Origin of the sequence: Massilia sp. S19_KUP03_FR1, assembly GCF_036688685.1 — a bacterium.
In the GTDB taxonomy this organism is placed as follows: Bacteria; Pseudomonadota; Gammaproteobacteria; order Burkholderiales; family Burkholderiaceae_D; genus JALYUM01.
Genome location: NZ_JAQQPS010000024.1, coordinates 1 through 17,321 on the forward strand (window position 1 = coordinate 1; position 17,321 = coordinate 17,321).

Consider the following 17,321-nt stretch of genomic DNA (forward strand, 5'->3'; position numbering starts at 1 on the left):
GATCACATAGCAGCGCCGCCCGCCGCCGTTGAAGAAGGCGGCCACCGCCGCCGGCAGGTGGGCGCGCAGCGGCGCCGCGCCGTCCGGCGCGCTCGCCAGTTCTACCGCGCCGCCGAATACCGCCGCGTACTGGGCCGGCTCTTCCAGCGCGACCGGGCGGTCCAGCGGACCCCGTTCGGCAAAACCGACCATCACCGGCACGTCCATCGGGGGCGCAGCCTGGCCTGCCGCGGGCGGCACGTCGACGATGCTGATTCCGGGCAGGCGGCGCACGCTCATTCCATCTCGAGGCGTTCGTAGGAGATGGTCAGCTCCTCCATCGCGACGTCGGTGCCCTTGGCGTTCAGGGGGCCCGACTGGTGCTTCATGATGCGCGCATTGATCAGGCGCCAGGTCTGGACCGTGGTCGTGCGGTTCTCGCTTTTGAGTTCGATCGTCACGTTGCGCAGGCCGCTGTTTTCGCCCTGGCGCACATCATCGAGCCATTTATACAGGTCGAGCGAGCCGATCACGCCGCGCTTCATGGTCACGTCGGTGGCCTTGTTCAGGCCGGCCGTCTTGATGACGTTGTTGAAGGCGTAATTGCCGGGGCGGTATTCGGTGATCGTCACTTCCATGCCGATGCCGCTGATTTCCTGGAAGCCCGCTTGCGGCGTATTGGTGACGCCGTCGCCCAGGTTGACCAGGAAATTAAACTGCACATACGGTCTTTCGCGCGGGGTTGCCATGTCGGTCTCCTTGCTGCCGGTTCAATGAGGGGTCAGGTCTTCGCGTCGGCGGTCCACTGGCCGATGCGGAAGATCACGAATTCGGCCGGTTTCAGCGGCGCGATGCCGATCAGGCAAACCAGGCGCCCGTTGTCGAGGTCGTTTTGGGTCATGGTCGAGCGGTCGCAGCGCACGAAGAACGCCTTTTCCGGCTTGTCGCCCAGCAGCGCGCCGCCGGCCCATTCATTGATCAGGAAGTCGCGGATGGTGGCGCGCACATTGGCCCACAGCGCTTCGCCGTTCGGCTCGAACACGGCCCACTGGGTGCCCTTGTCGATCGACCGTTCAACATAGGCGAAGTAGCGTCGTACATTGACGTATTTCCATTCCGGGTCGGAGCTGATGGTGCGCGCGCCCCAGAGCCGGAAGCCGCGCCCCTCGAAGAAGCGGAACACGTTGATGCCCTCGGGATTGAGCACCTCCTGCTGGGCCGAGCTGACCAGGGTCTCGAAGCCGATTGCGCCGCGTACCACCTCGTTGGCGGGCGCCTTGTAGACCGCGCGCTCGGTATCGTTGCGGGCGTAGATACCGCACACAAAGCCCGACGGCGGCAGGTTCAGGGACTGCCGCGTGACCGGGTCGAACACCGTCACCCAGGGGTAGTACAGGGCCGCATGCTTGCTGTCGAGCTTGGCTTTCAGTTTGCGCACCTCGGCGATGGTCAGGGACTCGGGTGCGTCGAGCACGGCGATGCGGTAGCGCATGCGCTCGGCGTGCGAAATCAGCAGATTGAGGATCGCGTTGACGTCGCTGGTGCGCGCGTCGTACTGCCAGGTCGAACCGGGCGCGGCGACGATGGAAATGTCTTCGATCGCTTCGAGTTGCTTCAGGCCGGTGGTGTAGTCCTGCTCCGGATCGGCCCGGCCCTCGTACTCGGCGCGCCCCGGTAGCAGGCCGTCGTTGCCGCCGGCCAGCCACGCGATGCCGTCGATGCCGCGTTCGAGCTTCTTGCGCAGCGCGCCGAGTTCGTCGGTGAAGTGGGCGTCTTCCCATTCGGCCGGCGTGAGCGCGAAGTCGATCCCGGGCAGGCCGTCGAGCGCTTTGAGCAGGTCGGTGCCGCTACCGATGTCGCCGGTCTGATCGTTGAGCAGCACGATCGGCAGGCCGGCGCTGGCCGCGCCATTCAGGCTGAACAGGTCGAAGATCGAATCGGGCACCCCGGCCGTCTTGTGGTCGGGCGCCAGCGGCAGTGCGCTCCAGGTGCCCAGGCTGCGCGCACCGTCGTCGCTGATCACATCGATCGACAAGGTCAGCGGCCGGATCGCGTCGCCCGAACCGGGGGTGGGGTCGAGATTGAAGTCTGCCAGCGTGAGTTTTGCTGCCGGGTCGGACGGCAGCGGCGGATTGCCTGGTCGAATGCCGCCGAGCACAAACAGCCAGCTGTCGTCGGGCTGGCGTCTGGCCACGTAGATGGGCAGCTGGTCCACCTTGCGCGGCCCCGGCAGTGCCGGCGGGACCGCCGGCGGCGGGGCGGGCGGGACCGCGCCACCGAACGCCGCTTTTGAACTGATCCACACCACTGCGCCGTCTGCCAACGCAGTCACGGTGGGAATAAACGTTTTCACCTTGGACGGGTCGGGCAGGGCGCCCAGCGCATTCGGGCCGAGCCGCAGGCCGAAGCGCACGCGCAGATTGCCGGCCGCGCCGGGGTAGCGCGCGATGACGCGCATGGCGTCGGGTGCAGCGCCCACCAGCGCGCGGCCGTGGCCGTCGGCATGCGGCGCAGCGCCAAACGGATCCTGCAGCTGGCTTGGGTAGCTGCCGCTGAGTGGACGAAACGCGCGGCTGAGATAGGCGCGCTTGCCGCCTTCCTCGAAAAAGCTGCGCACACCGTGCCACAGGAAGTTCGGACCGGTCAGGTCGCCAGTGGCGCCGAAGGCCAGTTGCGCGCCGTCGCCGAAACTGCGCTCGAACTCGGTCAGGCTGGTGATGATGTCGGACGCCTCGGTCACCGGGCCGAAGCGGCATGGCCCAATAAAACCGGTGGTGGTGGTGCTGACGCCTTCGATCGATTTCGAGCGGAAGGATACTTCTTCGATGAAGACCCCTGGAGCCAGGTATTCGGGCATCGCAATCTCCTTGCAGGTCAAAGCGGCGCGAGCCGCAGTTCCGAACGGTTGGAGGGCAGGCCCTCGGTATGCGGCACGACGGGTCGGCCGGGTTCGACACGCAGCGGCCCCAGCACGTTGGGCGCGCCAAGATTGGCCAGCGCGCGCACTTCGGCTTGCGCTTGCCACAGATGCAACAAGGGGGCGGCGCCGGCCGCTTCCAGGCCGACCGCTGCGTCATGAAAGACTTGCAGCGTCACCGAGGCGCCGGGTGTCGCGGACGGTGGGTCGCCCGGCGCCGCGCGGTCGGGCAGCGGAAAGGGCAGATGCAGCGCGAAGCGGCCGGCCGCGTCGCTCATGCCCTCGGTCTGGCGTCCCGCGGCGTCCGTGACGCGCAGGCGCGCCCAGGCGGCCGCCTTGCCATCGACGCCGATCAGCAGGCCGACCAGGGCGGCCGAACCGGTCGGCGCGGCCCGCTGCGGCGCCGACAGCAGGGTGATGCTGGCCAGTGCCGCGCCGTGGTGGTCGGGCAGCGGGGGCGAGTCGAGGCGCAGCGCGAGAAAGCGCTCGCCCTCGTCCTCAACCAGGATTTCGGCCTGCGCCGGCGGTGGCACGGCGTTCCATGGCGCGCGCAGGCCGGGCCAGTGCTGCACGCCCGATGGCGAGGCGGCCGCGCGCGCCAGTTCGATGCCGTCGCGCTTGCGGCGCAGCGTGCAGCGCAAGCCGTCCTGCACCGTCTGGCCCGACCAGGCATCGCGGCAGCGCAGGCCAAGGCCGGCCGCGAGCAGCACGGTTTCCAGCATCAGTTCGCGCATCACGCGTCTCCCGGGCGGCGCATGTCGAGCACGCGTTCGGTGACCAGCGCACCTTCGGTTTCGGTCTGGTCGGAGTCGATCAGCACCATGCGGGCGACATAGGTCATGCCGGCCTGGAAACCGGACTTGATGCGGTCCCAGAGCGCCAGGTAGTCGGCAGTCGGGAGCGGGTCCGCGATCAGCTCGACCGATTCCTCGGCCGCGAACACGGTCACGTCGCCCTTGGCATAGCGGTTGATGGTTTCGCCGGTCAGGGGCGCGAGTGTATTCATGAAGCCGAGCACCCAGCCGAGCATCTGGGCCTGCTTGTCGGCGCTCTTGGCGATCGGCAGCAACAGGAAGTACAGGTCGAGCGCCACCGAAGGCTTGTAGAGCTTGCCGTCGCGGGCGCGCCGTGGCGGCAACATGCGTGGCATGCCGCCGATGCCGACGCGCCACACGCACAGATAGAAACCTTCCTGGGGTGGCGTGGCGTTGATCAGCGCGTTGAGCGAGGCGAACGAGAAGGCCGTCTGCGGCTCCAGTTGCAGCGCCGCCAGCGGACAGGCCAGGCGCATCATTTCCAGCACGCTTTCGCCGAGTGCGCGGATGGCGTCATATTGGGCCATGGCAGGCAAGAATGGCGAGCGGGTGTGGATGGAAGCGTGCTGCAATGGACATCTGGTATCCCCGTCGTTGCGACTGTGCGGTTGCCAATGTTTATCTATGTGCAAGGAGTGTGCCAGGACGCGCGCCGGGCGGGGCGACGCGCAGCGGCCTGGCAGGTGGGCATTTTTGTCATACCGTGCAGGGCGCGGCCGGCGTGCCAGCGCCTTGACGGCAGCAGGACAAAATTATCCTGCCCGGTGCGGGGAAATGTCCTGGCGCGGTGGGCGCATCACGCGCGCGAGCGGAACTGGTCCGGGTCGATCCGGTGCTTCCGGATCAGCTCGAAGAAGGCACGGCGATCTTTTCCCGCCGCCTGGGCGGCGCGCGAAATGTTGCCTTCACAAACACCGAGCAGGTGCTGGATATAGTCGATTTCGAACGCGACCACCACGCGCGACTTGGCCGAGCAAAACGATTCCTCGGCAGCGCGTGCGGGCGCGGCACTGGTGGCCAGTTGCAGGTCGTCGGGCTGGACCATGCTGGTCTTGCCCATCAGGACCGCGCGCTCGATCACGTGGCGCAATTCCCGCACATTGCCTGGCCAGGCGTGCGCCAGCAACTGCCTCAGTGCCTGCGCTGCCAGGCCGCGCACGTCACGCCCGGCGCGGGCGCCGAAATGGTCGATGAAATGCAGGGCCAGCGTCTGGATGTCTGCGCGCCGCTCGCGCAGGGGCGGCAGGGTGACCGTCAGGACGCTGAGCCGGAACAGCAGGTCGCTGCGGAAGGCACCGCGTTCGGCCAGGGCCGGCAAGTCCTGGTTGCTGGCGGCGATCACGCGCACGTCCGCGCGCACCACCTTGTCGCTGCCGAGGGCGCGGTATTCGCGCTCCTGCAGAAAGCGCAGCAATTTCGATTGCGCGGACAGTGGCAGCGCATCGATCTCGTCGAGAAACAAGGTGCCGCCCTCGGCTTCGCGCACCAGGCCCGCGCGCGCAGCGTGGGCCTGGGTGTAGGCACCGCGTACATGGCCGAACAGTTCACTTTCGAGCAACTCGACCGGGATCGCGCCGCAATTGACGGCAACCCAGGGCCGCGCCGCGCGCGCCGACTGGCCATGCACGGCGCGGGCGTAGACCTCCTTGCCGGTGCCGGTCTCGCCCATGATCAGCAGCCCGGCATCGTAAGCGGCGATCTTCGGCAGCAGCGCGAGTACCTGCATGAAGGCGGGGCTCGCACCGAGCAGCTCCTTGTGCGCAGGCACGGCGGCCTCGGGCGCGGCAGCGCCGCCGGCCGGCGCCATCAGGCCCAGCGCGCGGCGCACGCGGATGATCAGCGACTGGCTGTCGAACGGCATGGTCACGAAATCGCAGGCGCCCGCGTTGAGTAAGCTGGACAATTGTTCTTGCGACAGGTCGCAGGCCAGCGGAATCACGTTGCATCCCGGATGGTCGCAGTGCATGCGGGCGATGTCGGCGGCGATGCGGGCGCAGTGCTGCGGGTCGACCACGGGAATGAGCACGTCGCAGCCGCTCTCGAGTGGAAGCGGGTCGGCCTGCAGTTCGACCCGCGCGGCGCCGATCGCGCCCAACACCTGGCAGGCCATCTTTGCCTGGGGCAGGTGCGCATGGTTGGCCGTCACGATGCATGAAAACAGGTTCATGTGGGTCCCATTTCTTGGTGCCACGAGCGAGAAGATTCGAAACGCTTCCTGATCCTGAAGAAATAGTACCACGACATTTTGGCTATAAAAGCAAGTAATCTGTATTGACAATCTTGCGCCCTGGCCGGACGCGAATCCGGGCATTTTTTTCCAGCCGACATGCCGATTCCGGAAGTTGTTTGTTATGATCCGTGAATAATCCGGTTTGGATGACATCATGACCCTGCACACGCAATTCGATCGCCGGTCCCCAGAGCGACGCAGCGATGGCGTAACATCGAAAATCCTGCACGCGGTGTTCGCGATGCGGCGCGGCTTCGGCAATGCCGCCGCGAAAAATCTGCTGTTACGTAACGGTCACGACGACGCTTTCATCGAACAGGTGCTGGCCATTCCCGAGGATCGGCGCGACCAGCGCCGCCGCACTGAAGCCGCCCCGGCCGAGCGCGCCGCAACGCCAGCCGAACCTGCCGCCGTGACGCTGGACGCGGCCGGCATGGCCGTATTGCACCGGCTGCGCTTTGAAGCGGACTCCGGCATGCACCGGATGACGATTCTCGACTGCCCCGCAGAATTGCAACGATTCGGCTTGATGCAGCAGGACCGTGACGGCACGCCGACGATCACGGCCAAGGGACGCCTGGCGCTCAAGCATTTTGCCTGCGTGCGCGCGCTCGACAGCCTGGCGCGCGGCACCGACGCCATTCCCATGAGCGAAGAGATCAGCGCCTGGCTGGAAGCGAATGCCTTTTTGCTGCGTCAAGGCAAGGCTTACGGCGTGACCGAACTCGGTAAAAGCTGGCTGGCGTTCAACGCCACGCTGGCCCAACGCCAGCCCTGAGGATAAGGCGGCCCGGCGCGTCTATTTTACTTCGACGCCTTTCCAGAAAGCCACATACCCGCGCACATTACTGGCCGCCGACGATGGGTCCGGATAAAACCACGCCGCGTCCTTGTTCAATTTCCCATCCACCTCGATGTCGTAGTAGCTCGCCGTGCCTTTCCAGGGGCACACCGTGTGCTTGTCTGATTTTTTGAAAAAATCAAGGTGCAGCGTCGACGGCGGAAAATAGTGGTTTCCTTCAACCACCACCGTGTCGTTCGAGTCGGCCAGCACTTCACCGTTCCAGATTGCTTTCATGTTTACTCCCTGGTTGCTGTCGTGGCCCGTTCAAGCGAACGGGTGTCACGTTCCATTCTAACCGTCGGTTTGCCGTGGCGCGCCACGCGATGTTTGCGGCCAAGGCGAGTTGCGGGTCAAAGGCGGCCCGAGGCGCGCGCCGAAAACAAGGGATAATGGCGGCTGTTAATCAAGCACTGAATTGGAATGCGCATGGAAATCAAGGTCAACTTTCTCGACAAGCTACGTCTGGAAGCCAAATTCGACGACTTTACGGTCATATCGGACCAGCCGATCCGCTATAAGGGCGACGGCTCGGCGCCCGGTCCGTTCGATTATTTTTTGGCCTCCTCGGCCCTGTGCGCCGCCTATTTCGTCAAGCTGTACTGCAATACCCGGAATATCCCGACCGACAACATCCGCCTTTCGCAGAACAATATCGTCGACCCGGAAAACCGCTACCAGCAGATTTTCAAGATCCAGGTGGAGCTCCCGGCCGATATTTCCGACAAGGACCGCCAGGGTATCCTGCGCTCGATCGACCGCTGTACCGTCAAAAAAGTGGTGCAGGCCGGCCCCGAATTCGTCATCGAAGAAGTGGCCAACCTGGATGAAGATGCGCAGGCGCTGCTGACCATGCAGCCGGCCGGCAGCGCGCCAACCTATATCGCCGGCAAGGACCTGCCGCTGGAGCAGACCATCGCGAACATGGCCGGCATGCTGGCCAGCTGGGGCGTGAAAATCGAGATCGCGTCGTGGCGCAATATCGTGCCGAACGTCTGGTCGCTGCATATCCGCGATGCCCATTCGCCCATGTGTTTTACGAACGGCAAGGGCGCGACCAAGGAAAGCGCGCTGGCGTCGGCCCTGGGCGAATATATCGAGCGCCTCAACAACAACCATTTTTATGCCGGCGCCTATTGGGGCAAGGATATTGCCAACGCGGCCTTCGTGCATTATCCCGAAGAACGCTGGTTCCAGCCCGGCCAGGACGATGCCGTGCCCGAGGGTCTGCTCGACGCCTGGTGCCTGGACGTGTACGACCCGGACGGTGAGCTGCGCGGCTCGAACCTGGTCGACACCAATTCCGGCAACGTGAAACGAGGCATCGTGGCCTTGCCTTACGTGCGCCATGCAGACGGGCAGACCGTGTATTTCCCGTCCAACCTGATTGAAAACCTGTACGCCAGCAATGGCATGAGCGCCGGCAATACGCTGGCCGAGGCGCAGGTGCAATGCCTGTCCGAGATTTTCGAACGGGCCGTCAAGCGCGAGATCCTCGAAGGTGAAATGGCGCTGCCCGATGTGCCCGCTGCGGTGCTGGCGAAATACCCCGGCATCGTGGCCGGCATCGAGGCCCTCGAAGCGCAGGGCTTTCCCGTGCTGGTCAAGGATGCCTCGCTGGGCGGAAAATACCCGGTCATGTGCGTGACCCTGATGAATCCGCGCACCGGCGGGGTGTTTGCCTCGTTCGGCGCGCATCCGAGCTTTGAAGTGGCGCTCGAGCGCAGCCTCACCGAATTGCTGCAGGGGCGCAGTTTCGAAGGTCTGAACGATTTGCCGCAGCCGACCTTTGCCAGTGAAGCCGTGACCGAGCCGTATAACTTCGTCGAGCACTTCATCGATTCGAGCGGCGTGGTGTCGTGGCGCTTTTTCAGCGCGCGCGCCGATGCCGAATTCGTCGAATGGGATTTCTCCGGCAAGGGCGAAAATTCGACTGCCGAGGAAGCGGCAACCCTGTTCGGCATGCTCGACGACATGGGCAAGCAAGTCTACACGGCCGTGTACGACCAGCTCGGCGCAGTCGCCTGCCGCATCCTGGTGCCCGGTTATTCGGAGGTGTACCCGATCGAAGACCTGGTCTGGGATAACACGAACAAATCGCTGCTGTTCCGCGAAGACATCCTGAACCTGCACCGGCTCGACAAAGCGGCGCTGAAGCAATTGCTGTGGCGCCTGGAAAACAACGAGCTGGACGAATACGGCGACATCGCCACGCTGATCGGCATCGAGTTCGACGACAACACCGACTGGGGCCAGCTGACCGTGCTCGAATTGCGCTTGCTGATCAATCTGGCCCTGCACCAGCTCGAAGAAGCACATGAGCTGGTCGGCGCCTTCCTGCAGTACAACGACAATGCGCTCGAACGCCGGCTGTTCTACCAGGCGCTGAACGTGGTGCTGGAGGTGACGCTGGGCAGCGACCTGGAACTGGCCGATTACGTGCACAATTTCCGCCGGATGTATGGCGACAGCCGGATGGACGCGGCGCTTGGGTCCGTGGACGGCAGCGTGCGCTTCTTCGGCTTGACGCCGACCAGCATGGGACTCGAGGGGCTCGAGCGCCATCACCGCCTGATCGACAGCTACAAGAAACTGCACACCGCGCGGGCCTACGCCGCGCGCACCTGACCGGCGTAGCTGGCGGCATCATGGCGCCGCCAGCGCATCGTCATCGGGGCCTTGCGCTACCACCCGCTTCCTGAGGCCATCGATGCCTGCGCCCGTTTAACCTCGGGTTAATACAAGCATTGCATACTTGATCACGCTGCGTCATCGCTTCGATGACGGGTCAACAGGAAAGCGGGATCGAGCATGATGAACTGGCGTAACAGCAGTACCCGGTATGGATGGCTGCCGACCGCATTGCACTGGCTGATGCTGCTGCTCCTGGTAGCGGTGTTTTGCACGATGGAACTGCGCGGTTATTTCCCCAAAGGCAGTGCCGGGCGCGCCGCGATGAAGAGCTGGCACTACACCCTGGGGATCTCGGTGCTGGTGCTGGCAGTGGTGCGCCTGGGAGTCAGTTTTGTTGGACCGCTGCCGGCCATTTCACCCGCGCCCGCCGGATGGCAACTGGCGGCAGCGCGCGCGATGAAATGGGCGCTGTACGGGTTCATGCTGGGCATGCCACTGCTGGGGTGGGCCACCCGCAGCGCCCAGGGCGCGGCGGTGGTCGTGTTCGGTGTGACATTGCCGTCACTGTTCGGCGCGAGCGAACAACTGGCCGAGGCGATCCAGGAACTGCACGAAGCCGGCGCCACCATAGGCTACGTCCTGATCGGCCTGCATGCGGCGGCCGCCCTGTATCACCATTACCTCGTGCGCGACGACACCTTGCGCCGCATGCTGCCCAAATAAGCATGCGCGCCGCTGGCGTCTTCAAACAGTTCGTTGACGAAGGCGCCATCGCGCTTTGCGTACCCGGCCGACGCAAACCTGGGCGCGCCGTGTGAGCACATCACACCGCCCGGAACTGCCCCGCGTCGTAAGCGGCGGCATAGGTGGCCCAGTCGTCCATGACCTGCGCGGCCATGCCGGCGGCCGCCTGCGCCACCTGGCGCTGCCATTTTGTCTTGCTGGCGAAGGCGATCAATGCATCGGCCGTCGCCGCGCCGCGCCAGCCGCCGGAGCGCAACTGGGCCCACGCGGTGCAGCGGCCCAGCATGTCGATGGCGCCATCGAATAAATCGTGCTGTTTGCCGAATTCGTCGAACGGCAGCTGGTCTTCGCTCGGCTGCAGGGCGCGCAGGACAAACGGCTGGCCCAGGTGCGTCAGCGGATGCAGCCAGGCCGCCGTAACGGCCTGCATGTGGTGCTGGACGCCGGCGATGCGCTCGGCGTCGCTGCCCCACACCGGTTGCAGCGCCGCGAACAGCGCGCCCAGCGGGGAGGGCGGGGCCCGTTTCAGGTCGATCAGGTAATTGCCGTCGGGCGAACCGTTTCCTTCGACCAGGACGACGTAGCGCGGCAGGCCCAGGCTGCCGGTGCCGGCGATGCGGCGCGCCACATCGAGGACACGAAAGAAATCCGGCTGCCCGATGCTGGCCGCAAAGCCGTCGATGGTGGCCGCGACCAGCGCGCGCTCGGCCTCGGGCACGGGCAGCGCCTTGCTGCCGTCGACCAGCAGGCGGCGCTGCTTTTTCGCTTCCACCGTGCGGCTGTCCAGGAAGGCCGGGCGCTTGCGGTCGCGCAGCTGCGCGAGCAATTGCTGCACCACGCCCTGCGCCGAGTCGCGCTCGATCCAGCCGGCCTTGCCATCGGCCAGGGTGGCCGCGTACGTCGCGATCAAGGCTTCCACCAGCGTGGCGACGCGTTGCTCCGACTGGCCAAGCTCGGTCAGGCCGACCCGCAGGCTGGCCGCGAGGCGCACCAGTTCCCAGCTGGCCGGCGCCAGGGCAGCGCCATCGAAGTCGTTCAGGTCGAAATACACCAGGCCGTTGTCGCCCCGGTAGCTGCCGAAGTTTTGCAGGTGCAGGTCGCCGCAGCACCAGACCGCGGGCGCGGCCACGTCGTAGCCGGATGCGGCCAGGCGATCGTAAAACAGGCCATTCGTGCCGCGCATGAAGGTGAAAGGGGCACTGCGCAGCGCGCGGTATTTGCGCTCCAGGAGTTCCGGATCGCGGCCGGCGTTGGCTTTCTGGATGCGCTTGATAATATTCATTGGATGGGCGGCTGTGTTGGACACGGCATCATAGCGCGATTGCGTGGCCCTATAATCGGCAGCACGACATCCACATGAAAGGACATCCGATGCAGATCACTTTTACAGGGCGCAAGGTACTGATCACGGGTCCGACCGCCGGGATCGGCTTTGCGACCGCCCAGGCATTTGTCGCGGCCGGCGCCGCCGTCGTCGTGAATGGCCGCAGCCATGCCGGTGTCGACGCGGCGCTGGCCAGACTGGGCGGCGCGCAACTGGTGGCCGCGCATTCCGCCGTCGATGTCCTGATCAACAACCTGGGCGTGTTCGGTCCGCAGGATTTTTTCGAGACGCCCGACAGCGAATGGGAACGTTTTTTTCAGACCAACGTGATGTCGGGCGTGCGCCTGGCCAAGGCCTACGCGCCAGGCATGGTGGCACAGGGCTGGGGCCGGATCGTGTTCGTTTCGTCCGAATTGGCCGTGAACAGTCTGGCCGACATGATCCACGATGGTTTTTCGAAAAGCTCACCGGCCAGAGCCTGGAACAGGTCGCGGCCGACTTCGTGACGACGCAGCGCGCCAGCTCCATCCTGCGCCGCGCCGCGCCGCGCCGCGCGGGTCGACGAGGTGGCCAACATGATCGTCTACGTTGCGGGTCGATGGCGGCGTGGTGGACACCATCTTCTGAGCGGGCCCGCAGGCCATCGCTCGCATGCAGGTGTTGTAGAATGTGCAAGATCAATGATAAAAGGAAGGCCTTGGCGCTGGTGTCGACATCCATGAATTTTTCCTTTTACGTTCGCATGGTGTATTTCGTTTGCCTGGCCGGCGCCAGCGTCAACCATGCCCGCGCGAATATTGCGCATGGCCTGCTGTGGGATTATGGTGGGGTACCCCTGGTCTCCAGCATTTTTTGGACCGCACTCACGTTTCTCGATCCACTCGCGGCCATCCTTCTGCTGGTGCGCCCGCGCTGGGGTGTTGGCATGACGGTGGCCATCATTGTGGTGGATGTACTGCACAATAGCTGGCTCAATGACTACCTCGATGTGCCGCCGTCTGCCGCTTATTACGCCCAGGTGGCGTTTCTGATATTGGTTGCATCCACCGCAAAAATTGCCTGGGCCAAGGGCACGCCGCAAGCGCAGCCTGGCACCTGAGCCGTGCCAGCGCACCAACCGGAGCAGCACATCGTTTCCAGCCTTCTTTTGCGTAGTCGATTGCAATGGTACGCGCGCAGCACCGCGCGCTTGCTGCTGCGCCGCTGGCAGGCATTGCTGCTCGCATGCGGCGTGCTGGCAGCGGCCAATTCCTCCATTCTCGGCAATGCCAGGGCGCTCGGCTATCCGCTGCTGGTCATGTTCGAACCAGGACATGGCGCGCTCTGGCGTGGTGCTTATCTGTTACTGCTGCTGGCAGTGGCCGCAGCCTGGGTGCTGATGCAGCGCGATCAGATCGAGGGCGGCGGCTTCATGCAGTTCGCCCGCACGTTGCCATTTTCCCGGCGTCATCTGCGCCGGGTCGATATCGTGGTACTGGTGCTGGCCGATACGCCGCTGTTGCTGGTCGTGTGCTGCGCCGGGGTGGCATCGTTGCAGCGCGGCAGCACCGGTGCGGAGCTGGTATTGCTGATCGACGTTGCATTGCTTGGCTTGCTGACCCAGTTGTGCGCGCTCGAGCGTCGGCTGGATGCGGCGCTGGCGCCGGCGCTGGCGGGCCTGGCGCTGGGCGCGGCCAGCACCAGCAGCCTGGCACTGCCGGCAGGTTTGCTGGCAGGCGCGCTCGCCAGCCTTTTGCTGGGCGCGGCGATCCCGCGCGCGCGCATGCGCTGGCAGCGCGCCGGCATCCTGACGCCGCTGGCGCGCGCTGGCGCATCGCTTGCGCAGCGCCTGCCTCCGGCCGGGATGCTGTCCGTGCGCATCTTGTGCCGCGCACTGCGCGCCGAGGCCGCCGGCAAAGCGATTGCAGCGGCAAGCATCGCCGCTGCAGCGCTTGGACTGATGCGGATTTTCGACTACGATGCCCGGGCGTTCCCGCTGGCCCTGCTGGCCCAGGGCGTGGTCGCCCTGTGCGTGAGCGGCTTGTATCGTGGCATGCACATCGTGCACACCAGCAGTGCCGCTTATTGCGCAGCCTTGCCGCTTAAAAAGCAATGGTGGCGCTGGTACGATATCGCCACCCTGCTTGGCTTTGCCCTGCCATTCCTTGCGCTGCTGGGCGGGGCGCCGGTGTTGCATGGCGCCGTCGCGCCGGCGCATGCCGCCGCCGGCGTGGCGTCGTTTGCACTGCTGCTGGTCATGCTGCGCACCGTGCAACTTGCCAGCGAACGCCAGGCCGTGGTGCTGGTCGCGATCGTGACCGGCTGCTGGATCGCCGCCACGATTGCTTGCTTGACTTAGGAGGAAGATCCTTGCTGTATTTTGACCAGGTATGCAAAGCGTATGGGGACAAACAGGTGCTCGACCGGGTCAGCGCGCGCCTGCCTTCCGGCGTGTTCGCGCTACGCGGCCCCAACGGTATCGGCAAGTCGACCTTGCTGGCGGTGCTGTCCGGTGCGGTCGAGGCCGACAGCGGTGCGATCTGGATCGACCAGCAGCCCTTGCACACCGCGCCCGCAGCGGCCAGGGCCCGCCTGGGATATGCGCCCGACGAGTGCCCCGTGTATCCCTTCATGACGGGGCGCGAGCTGCTGGCGTTGGTCGCATCGGCCAAGCGCTGCGCGCTGACGGCGCAGGTAACGGCAATCGTGGCGCGTTTCGGCCTTGAGCGCTATCTGGATACCCGTTGCGGCCAGATGTCGCTCGGCACCCAGAAAAAACTGATGCTGGCGGCGGCCTGGATCGGCACGCCTGCCGTATTGTTGTTCGATGAACCGTCGAATGGACTCGATATGGACGCCCGCGCAGTACTGATCGACCTGCTGGCGGCAGGGCGCGCCAGCACGGTGGCGCTGATCTCGACCCACGACCATGAATTTTCCGATGCGATCGGTGCGACCCGCATCGAACTGGCTGACCTGGGTGCAGCGCACACCCCATGACGCCCACGCGATCCAGCCAGCCTGTCATCACGTCGATGACCAGCGACAGGATGCGCACACCGTGGGCCACAGGGTCGCATCCCAACCTTTAGATTAGCCATAGCTTCACGTCGCTATCATGGTCACTTCTGCAATGTTGTTGTGGCCGGCGCACTGGGGTCGGCATGGACAAGGATGGTGACATGAAGTCGTTGCAACCTGGTTTGCTGTGCATGATGCTCGCCTGCGGACGTCTCTGCGCTGCGCAGTCCGCCGCAGTCCCCCCGCCAACAGACGCACCCATGCAGGTGGTCCATGTCGATGGCCTGCGCGATGCCGACGAGCATGCGTACCGGCGCCTGATCAAGGGCATGGACGCGTTTGAAAAATACCATGCCCTCGCGCCCGCTGCTAGCCTGCGCTACCGGCTCTATCCGCGCCTGCCCGGCGTCAAGGCGGACGGCACCACGCTGACGATTCAGGGCTACAAGGTCAAGTTGCCGGTCGCGCTCGGGAGCGATTTGACCTTTGCCTTGCCGCGCGATGCGCAGGCGCTCGACGACAACGCCCAGGTCAGCACGAACCGCAAGTCGCGTAGTTTTGCCTGGCACCCTGAGGTGCGCAGCCCGGGCCTACCCGCCAATGCACGCCGCCTGGGCGACTTGCGCCTGGAATGCGAGATCGACCGGGCTGCGAAGCTGTTCGTGGGCCTGAGGTTGCCCACGTATTATGTGGTGGACGCTGCCGTCGATATCTGCACTACCTTGCCCGGCGGCGTCTGGATCTACTATGCCGATCGCGCCGTGTTCAGTGTGACCCTGGTGCACGGCAACCGTCGCGAAGCCCTGTTTTCCCGTCTTATGTACGGCAATCCCGCCAAGTGGATCCAGACATTCTATGATTTTTATCCGGTGCTGACCGATCGCACCTACATGCTCAGGATCGCCGACACCAGCTGGCCGGACGACACCCTGGTCGAACTTGACTACATGGACGATGCCGCTGTCGCCGACGCCTCGGCCACCCAGGCCATGCAAACCAGCCAACCATCGGGGACACCGTGATGACGCGTTCGATGCTGTTTCGTTTTATTCGACTGGCCCTGTCCGGCAGTCTCATCTTCGGCATGAGCGCTTGCGCCTCGCTTGGCCGGGACCCAGCCAGACCGCTTACGCACGAGGGGGTGCGGAAGGTGCTGACCATCGGCAGCAGTACCAAGGCCGATGTCAGCAAGCTCATGGGCGAGGCCAAGGTCAATACCTTCGACAGTGGCTACGAGGTATGGGCCTACGACTACAAGGCGGACGTACCGATGTTCGTGGGATTTCTGCCGGTGGTGGGCACGATCGCCAGCGTGGTCGACGCAAGCACCCGCGACCGCGAGCTGGCAATCTTGTTTGACAAGGACGGCATTGTCAGAAAATACCAGCTGCGCGAAGCGCCATCGCAGGCGGAGCGCTTGCTGGCGCCACACTGAAGACAGGTGCAAGCATGGCAAGGTGGCGTCAGCGCGGCGCCATCGCCTGCCGGGTGACGACATCGATGTGATTGGCTATAACTTCAGCGGATGGACAAGGATGGTGACATGAAGTCGTTGAAACCTGGTTTGCTGTGCATGCTGGTCGCTTGCGGACGTCTCTGCGTTGCGCAGTCCGCCGCAATCCCTCCGCCAACAGACGCACCTATGCAAGTGGTGCATGTCGATGGCCTGCGCGATGTCGACGAGCATGCGTACCAGCGCCTGATCAAGGGCATGGACGCGTTTGAAAAATACCATGCCCTCGCGCCCGCTGCGAGCCTGCGCTACCGTCTCTATCCGCGCTTGCCCGGTGTCAAGGCGGACGGCACCACGCTGACGATTCAGGGTGACAAGGTCAAGCTGCCAGTCGCACTCGGGAGCGATTTGCGCTTCACCTTGCCGCGCGATGCGCAGGCGCTCGACGACAACGCCCAGGTCAGCACGAACCGCAAGGCGCGTAGTTTTGCCTGGCACCCGGACGTGCGCAGCCCGGGCCTGCCTGCCAATGCGCGCCGCCTGGGCGACTTGCGCCTGGAATGCGAAATCGACCGCGCCGCAAAGCTGTTCGTGGGCCTGAAGACGCCGCTGTATTACGTATTCGACGCTAGCGTCAATCTCTGCACCACCTTGCCCGGCGGCTTCTGGACCTACTATGGCGATCGCGCCGTGTTCAATGTGACCCTGGTGCACGGCAACCGTCGCGAAGCCCTGTTCTCCCGTCTTATGTACGGCAATCCCGCGAGGTTAATCCAGACGCACTATGATTTTTTCCCCGTGCTGACCGATCGAACCTATATGCTCAGGATCGCCGACAGCAGCTGGCCGGACGACACCCTCGTCGAACTTGACTACATGGATGATGCCGCTGTCGCCGATGCCTCGGCCACCCAGACCATGCAAGCGAGCCAACCCTCGGGGACACCGTGATGACGCGTTCGATGCGATTTCGCTGTCTTCGACTGGCCCTGGCCTGCAGTCTCATCGTCGGCATGGGCGCTTGCGCCTCGCTTGGCAGGGACGCAGCCAGGCCGCTCACGCACGAGGGCGTGCGCCAGGTGTTGGCCATCGGCAGCAGTACCAAGGCCGATGTCAGCAAGCGCATGGACGAGGCCAACATCAATACCTTCGACACTGGCGACGAGGTGTGGGCCTACGATTACAAGGCGGGCGTACCGCTATTCGTGGGATTTCTGCCGATGGCAGGTGCGATCGCCAGCGTGGTCGACGCAAGCACCCGCGGCCGCGAGCTGGCAATCCTGTTTGACAAGGACGGCATTGTCAGAAAATACCGGTTGCGCGAAGCGCCATCGCTGGCGCAACACTGAAGGCAGGTGCAGCATGGCAAGCTGGCGCCAGCGCG

At 64.7% G+C, this 17,321-nt stretch carries 17 protein-coding genes and 2 pseudogenes; 11 read left to right on the forward strand and 8 right to left on the reverse strand.

Going from position 1 to position 17,321, the window contains the following annotated elements; translation table 11 throughout:
* The 6 genes and pseudogenes from V6M87_RS22410 to V6M87_RS22435 all read right to left on the reverse strand — a co-directional run.
* Positions 1-240: pseudogene (locus V6M87_RS22410) on the reverse strand (hypothetical protein); the annotation flags it as partial.
* Positions 241-275: 35 nt separating this feature from the next.
* Positions 276-728 carry a phage tail protein gene (locus tag V6M87_RS22415; protein WP_332878891.1) on the reverse strand — a complete coding sequence of 151 codons (453 nt, stop codon included), beginning with the start codon at positions 726-728 and terminating at the stop codon, positions 276-278.
* Between the two features lie 32 nt (positions 729-760).
* Positions 761-2,836 (reverse strand): phage tail sheath family protein, encoded by a 2,076-nt coding sequence (locus V6M87_RS22420; RefSeq protein ID WP_332878892.1) that lies wholly within the window; start codon positions 2,834-2,836, stop codon positions 761-763.
* 17 nt (positions 2,837-2,853) lie between these two features.
* Positions 2,854-3,630 carry a hypothetical protein gene (locus V6M87_RS22425; RefSeq protein WP_332878893.1) on the reverse strand — a complete coding sequence of 259 codons (777 nt, stop codon included), beginning with the start codon at positions 3,628-3,630 and terminating at the stop codon, positions 2,854-2,856.
* Positions 3,630-4,283 (reverse strand): Pvc16 family protein, encoded by a 654-nt coding sequence (locus V6M87_RS22430; RefSeq protein ID WP_332878894.1) that lies wholly within the window; start codon positions 4,281-4,283, stop codon positions 3,630-3,632. Before V6M87_RS22430 ends, V6M87_RS22425 begins: the two co-directional genes overlap by 1 nt.
* Positions 4,284-4,507: 224 nt before the next feature.
* Positions 4,508-5,878, reverse strand: coding sequence for a sigma-54 dependent transcriptional regulator (locus V6M87_RS22435; RefSeq protein ID WP_332878895.1), 1,371 nt, complete (start codon positions 5,876-5,878; stop codon positions 4,508-4,510).
* 217 nt (positions 5,879-6,095) lie between these two features.
* On the opposite strand from V6M87_RS22435, the gene V6M87_RS22440 reads away from it, so the two are divergent.
* The gene (locus V6M87_RS22440) at positions 6,096-6,719 is read left to right on the forward strand and encodes a hypothetical protein (protein ID WP_332878896.1); all 624 of its coding nucleotides are present in this window, start codon (positions 6,096-6,098) and stop codon (positions 6,717-6,719) included.
* Between the two features lie 21 nt (positions 6,720-6,740).
* On the opposite strand, the gene V6M87_RS22445 is transcribed toward V6M87_RS22440, so the two are convergent.
* Positions 6,741-7,019: a DUF427 domain-containing protein gene (locus V6M87_RS22445; RefSeq protein ID WP_332878897.1), complete on the reverse strand. Its 279-nt coding sequence runs from the start codon at positions 7,017-7,019 to the stop codon at positions 6,741-6,743.
* A gap of 192 nt (positions 7,020-7,211) precedes the next feature.
* On the opposite strand from V6M87_RS22445, the gene V6M87_RS22450 reads away from it, so the two are divergent.
* Positions 7,212-9,410, forward strand: a complete 2,199-nt coding sequence (locus V6M87_RS22450) for an OsmC domain/YcaO domain-containing protein (RefSeq protein WP_332878898.1) — start codon at positions 7,212-7,214, stop codon at positions 9,408-9,410.
* A gap of 183 nt (positions 9,411-9,593) precedes the next feature.
* Positions 9,594-10,139, forward strand: a complete 546-nt coding sequence (locus tag V6M87_RS22455) for a cytochrome b (RefSeq protein WP_332878899.1) — start codon at positions 9,594-9,596, stop codon at positions 10,137-10,139.
* 100 nt (positions 10,140-10,239) lie between these two features.
* On the opposite strand, the gene V6M87_RS22460 is transcribed toward V6M87_RS22455, so the two are convergent.
* The gene (locus V6M87_RS22460; protein ID WP_332878900.1) at positions 10,240-11,442 is read right to left on the reverse strand and encodes a DUF2252 domain-containing protein; all 1,203 of its coding nucleotides are present in this window, start codon (positions 11,440-11,442) and stop codon (positions 10,240-10,242) included.
* 89 nt (positions 11,443-11,531) lie between these two features.
* Between V6M87_RS22460 and V6M87_RS22465 the strand changes: the two are divergent.
* The 8 genes and pseudogenes from V6M87_RS22465 to V6M87_RS22500 all read left to right on the forward strand — a co-directional run bounded on the left by V6M87_RS22465 (position 11,532) and on the right by V6M87_RS22500 (position 17,286).
* Positions 11,532-12,111: pseudogene (locus V6M87_RS22465) on the forward strand (SDR family NAD(P)-dependent oxidoreductase).
* A gap of 70 nt (positions 12,112-12,181) precedes the next feature.
* The gene (locus V6M87_RS22470) at positions 12,182-12,583 is read left to right on the forward strand and encodes a hypothetical protein (RefSeq protein WP_332878902.1); all 402 of its coding nucleotides are present in this window, start codon (positions 12,182-12,184) and stop codon (positions 12,581-12,583) included.
* Between the two features lie 48 nt (positions 12,584-12,631).
* On the forward strand, positions 12,632-13,822 hold the full coding sequence (locus V6M87_RS22475) for a hypothetical protein (protein ID WP_332878903.1): 1,191 nt from the start codon (positions 12,632-12,634) through the stop codon (positions 13,820-13,822).
* 11 nt (positions 13,823-13,833) lie between these two features.
* Positions 13,834-14,463 carry an ABC transporter ATP-binding protein gene (locus V6M87_RS22480; protein ID WP_332878904.1) on the forward strand — a complete coding sequence of 210 codons (630 nt, stop codon included), beginning with the start codon at positions 13,834-13,836 and terminating at the stop codon, positions 14,461-14,463.
* A 281-nt stretch (positions 14,464-14,744) separates the two neighbouring features.
* On the forward strand, positions 14,745-15,506 hold the full coding sequence (locus V6M87_RS22485) for a hypothetical protein (protein ID WP_332878905.1): 762 nt from the start codon (positions 14,745-14,747) through the stop codon (positions 15,504-15,506).
* Entirely contained in the window at positions 15,506-15,919 is a 414-nt protein-coding gene (locus V6M87_RS22490; protein ID WP_332878906.1) for a hypothetical protein, read from the forward strand. Before V6M87_RS22485 ends, V6M87_RS22490 begins: the two co-directional genes overlap by 1 nt.
* A 207-nt stretch (positions 15,920-16,126) precedes the next feature.
* Positions 16,127-16,888 (forward strand): hypothetical protein, encoded by a 762-nt coding sequence (locus V6M87_RS22495; protein WP_332878907.1) that lies wholly within the window; start codon positions 16,127-16,129, stop codon positions 16,886-16,888.
* Positions 16,888-17,286: a hypothetical protein gene (locus tag V6M87_RS22500; protein WP_332878908.1), complete on the forward strand. Its 399-nt coding sequence runs from the start codon at positions 16,888-16,890 to the stop codon at positions 17,284-17,286. The genes V6M87_RS22495 and V6M87_RS22500 overlap by 1 nt, the downstream gene beginning before the upstream one ends.
* The last annotated feature ends 35 nt before the right edge of the window (positions 17,287-17,321 follow it).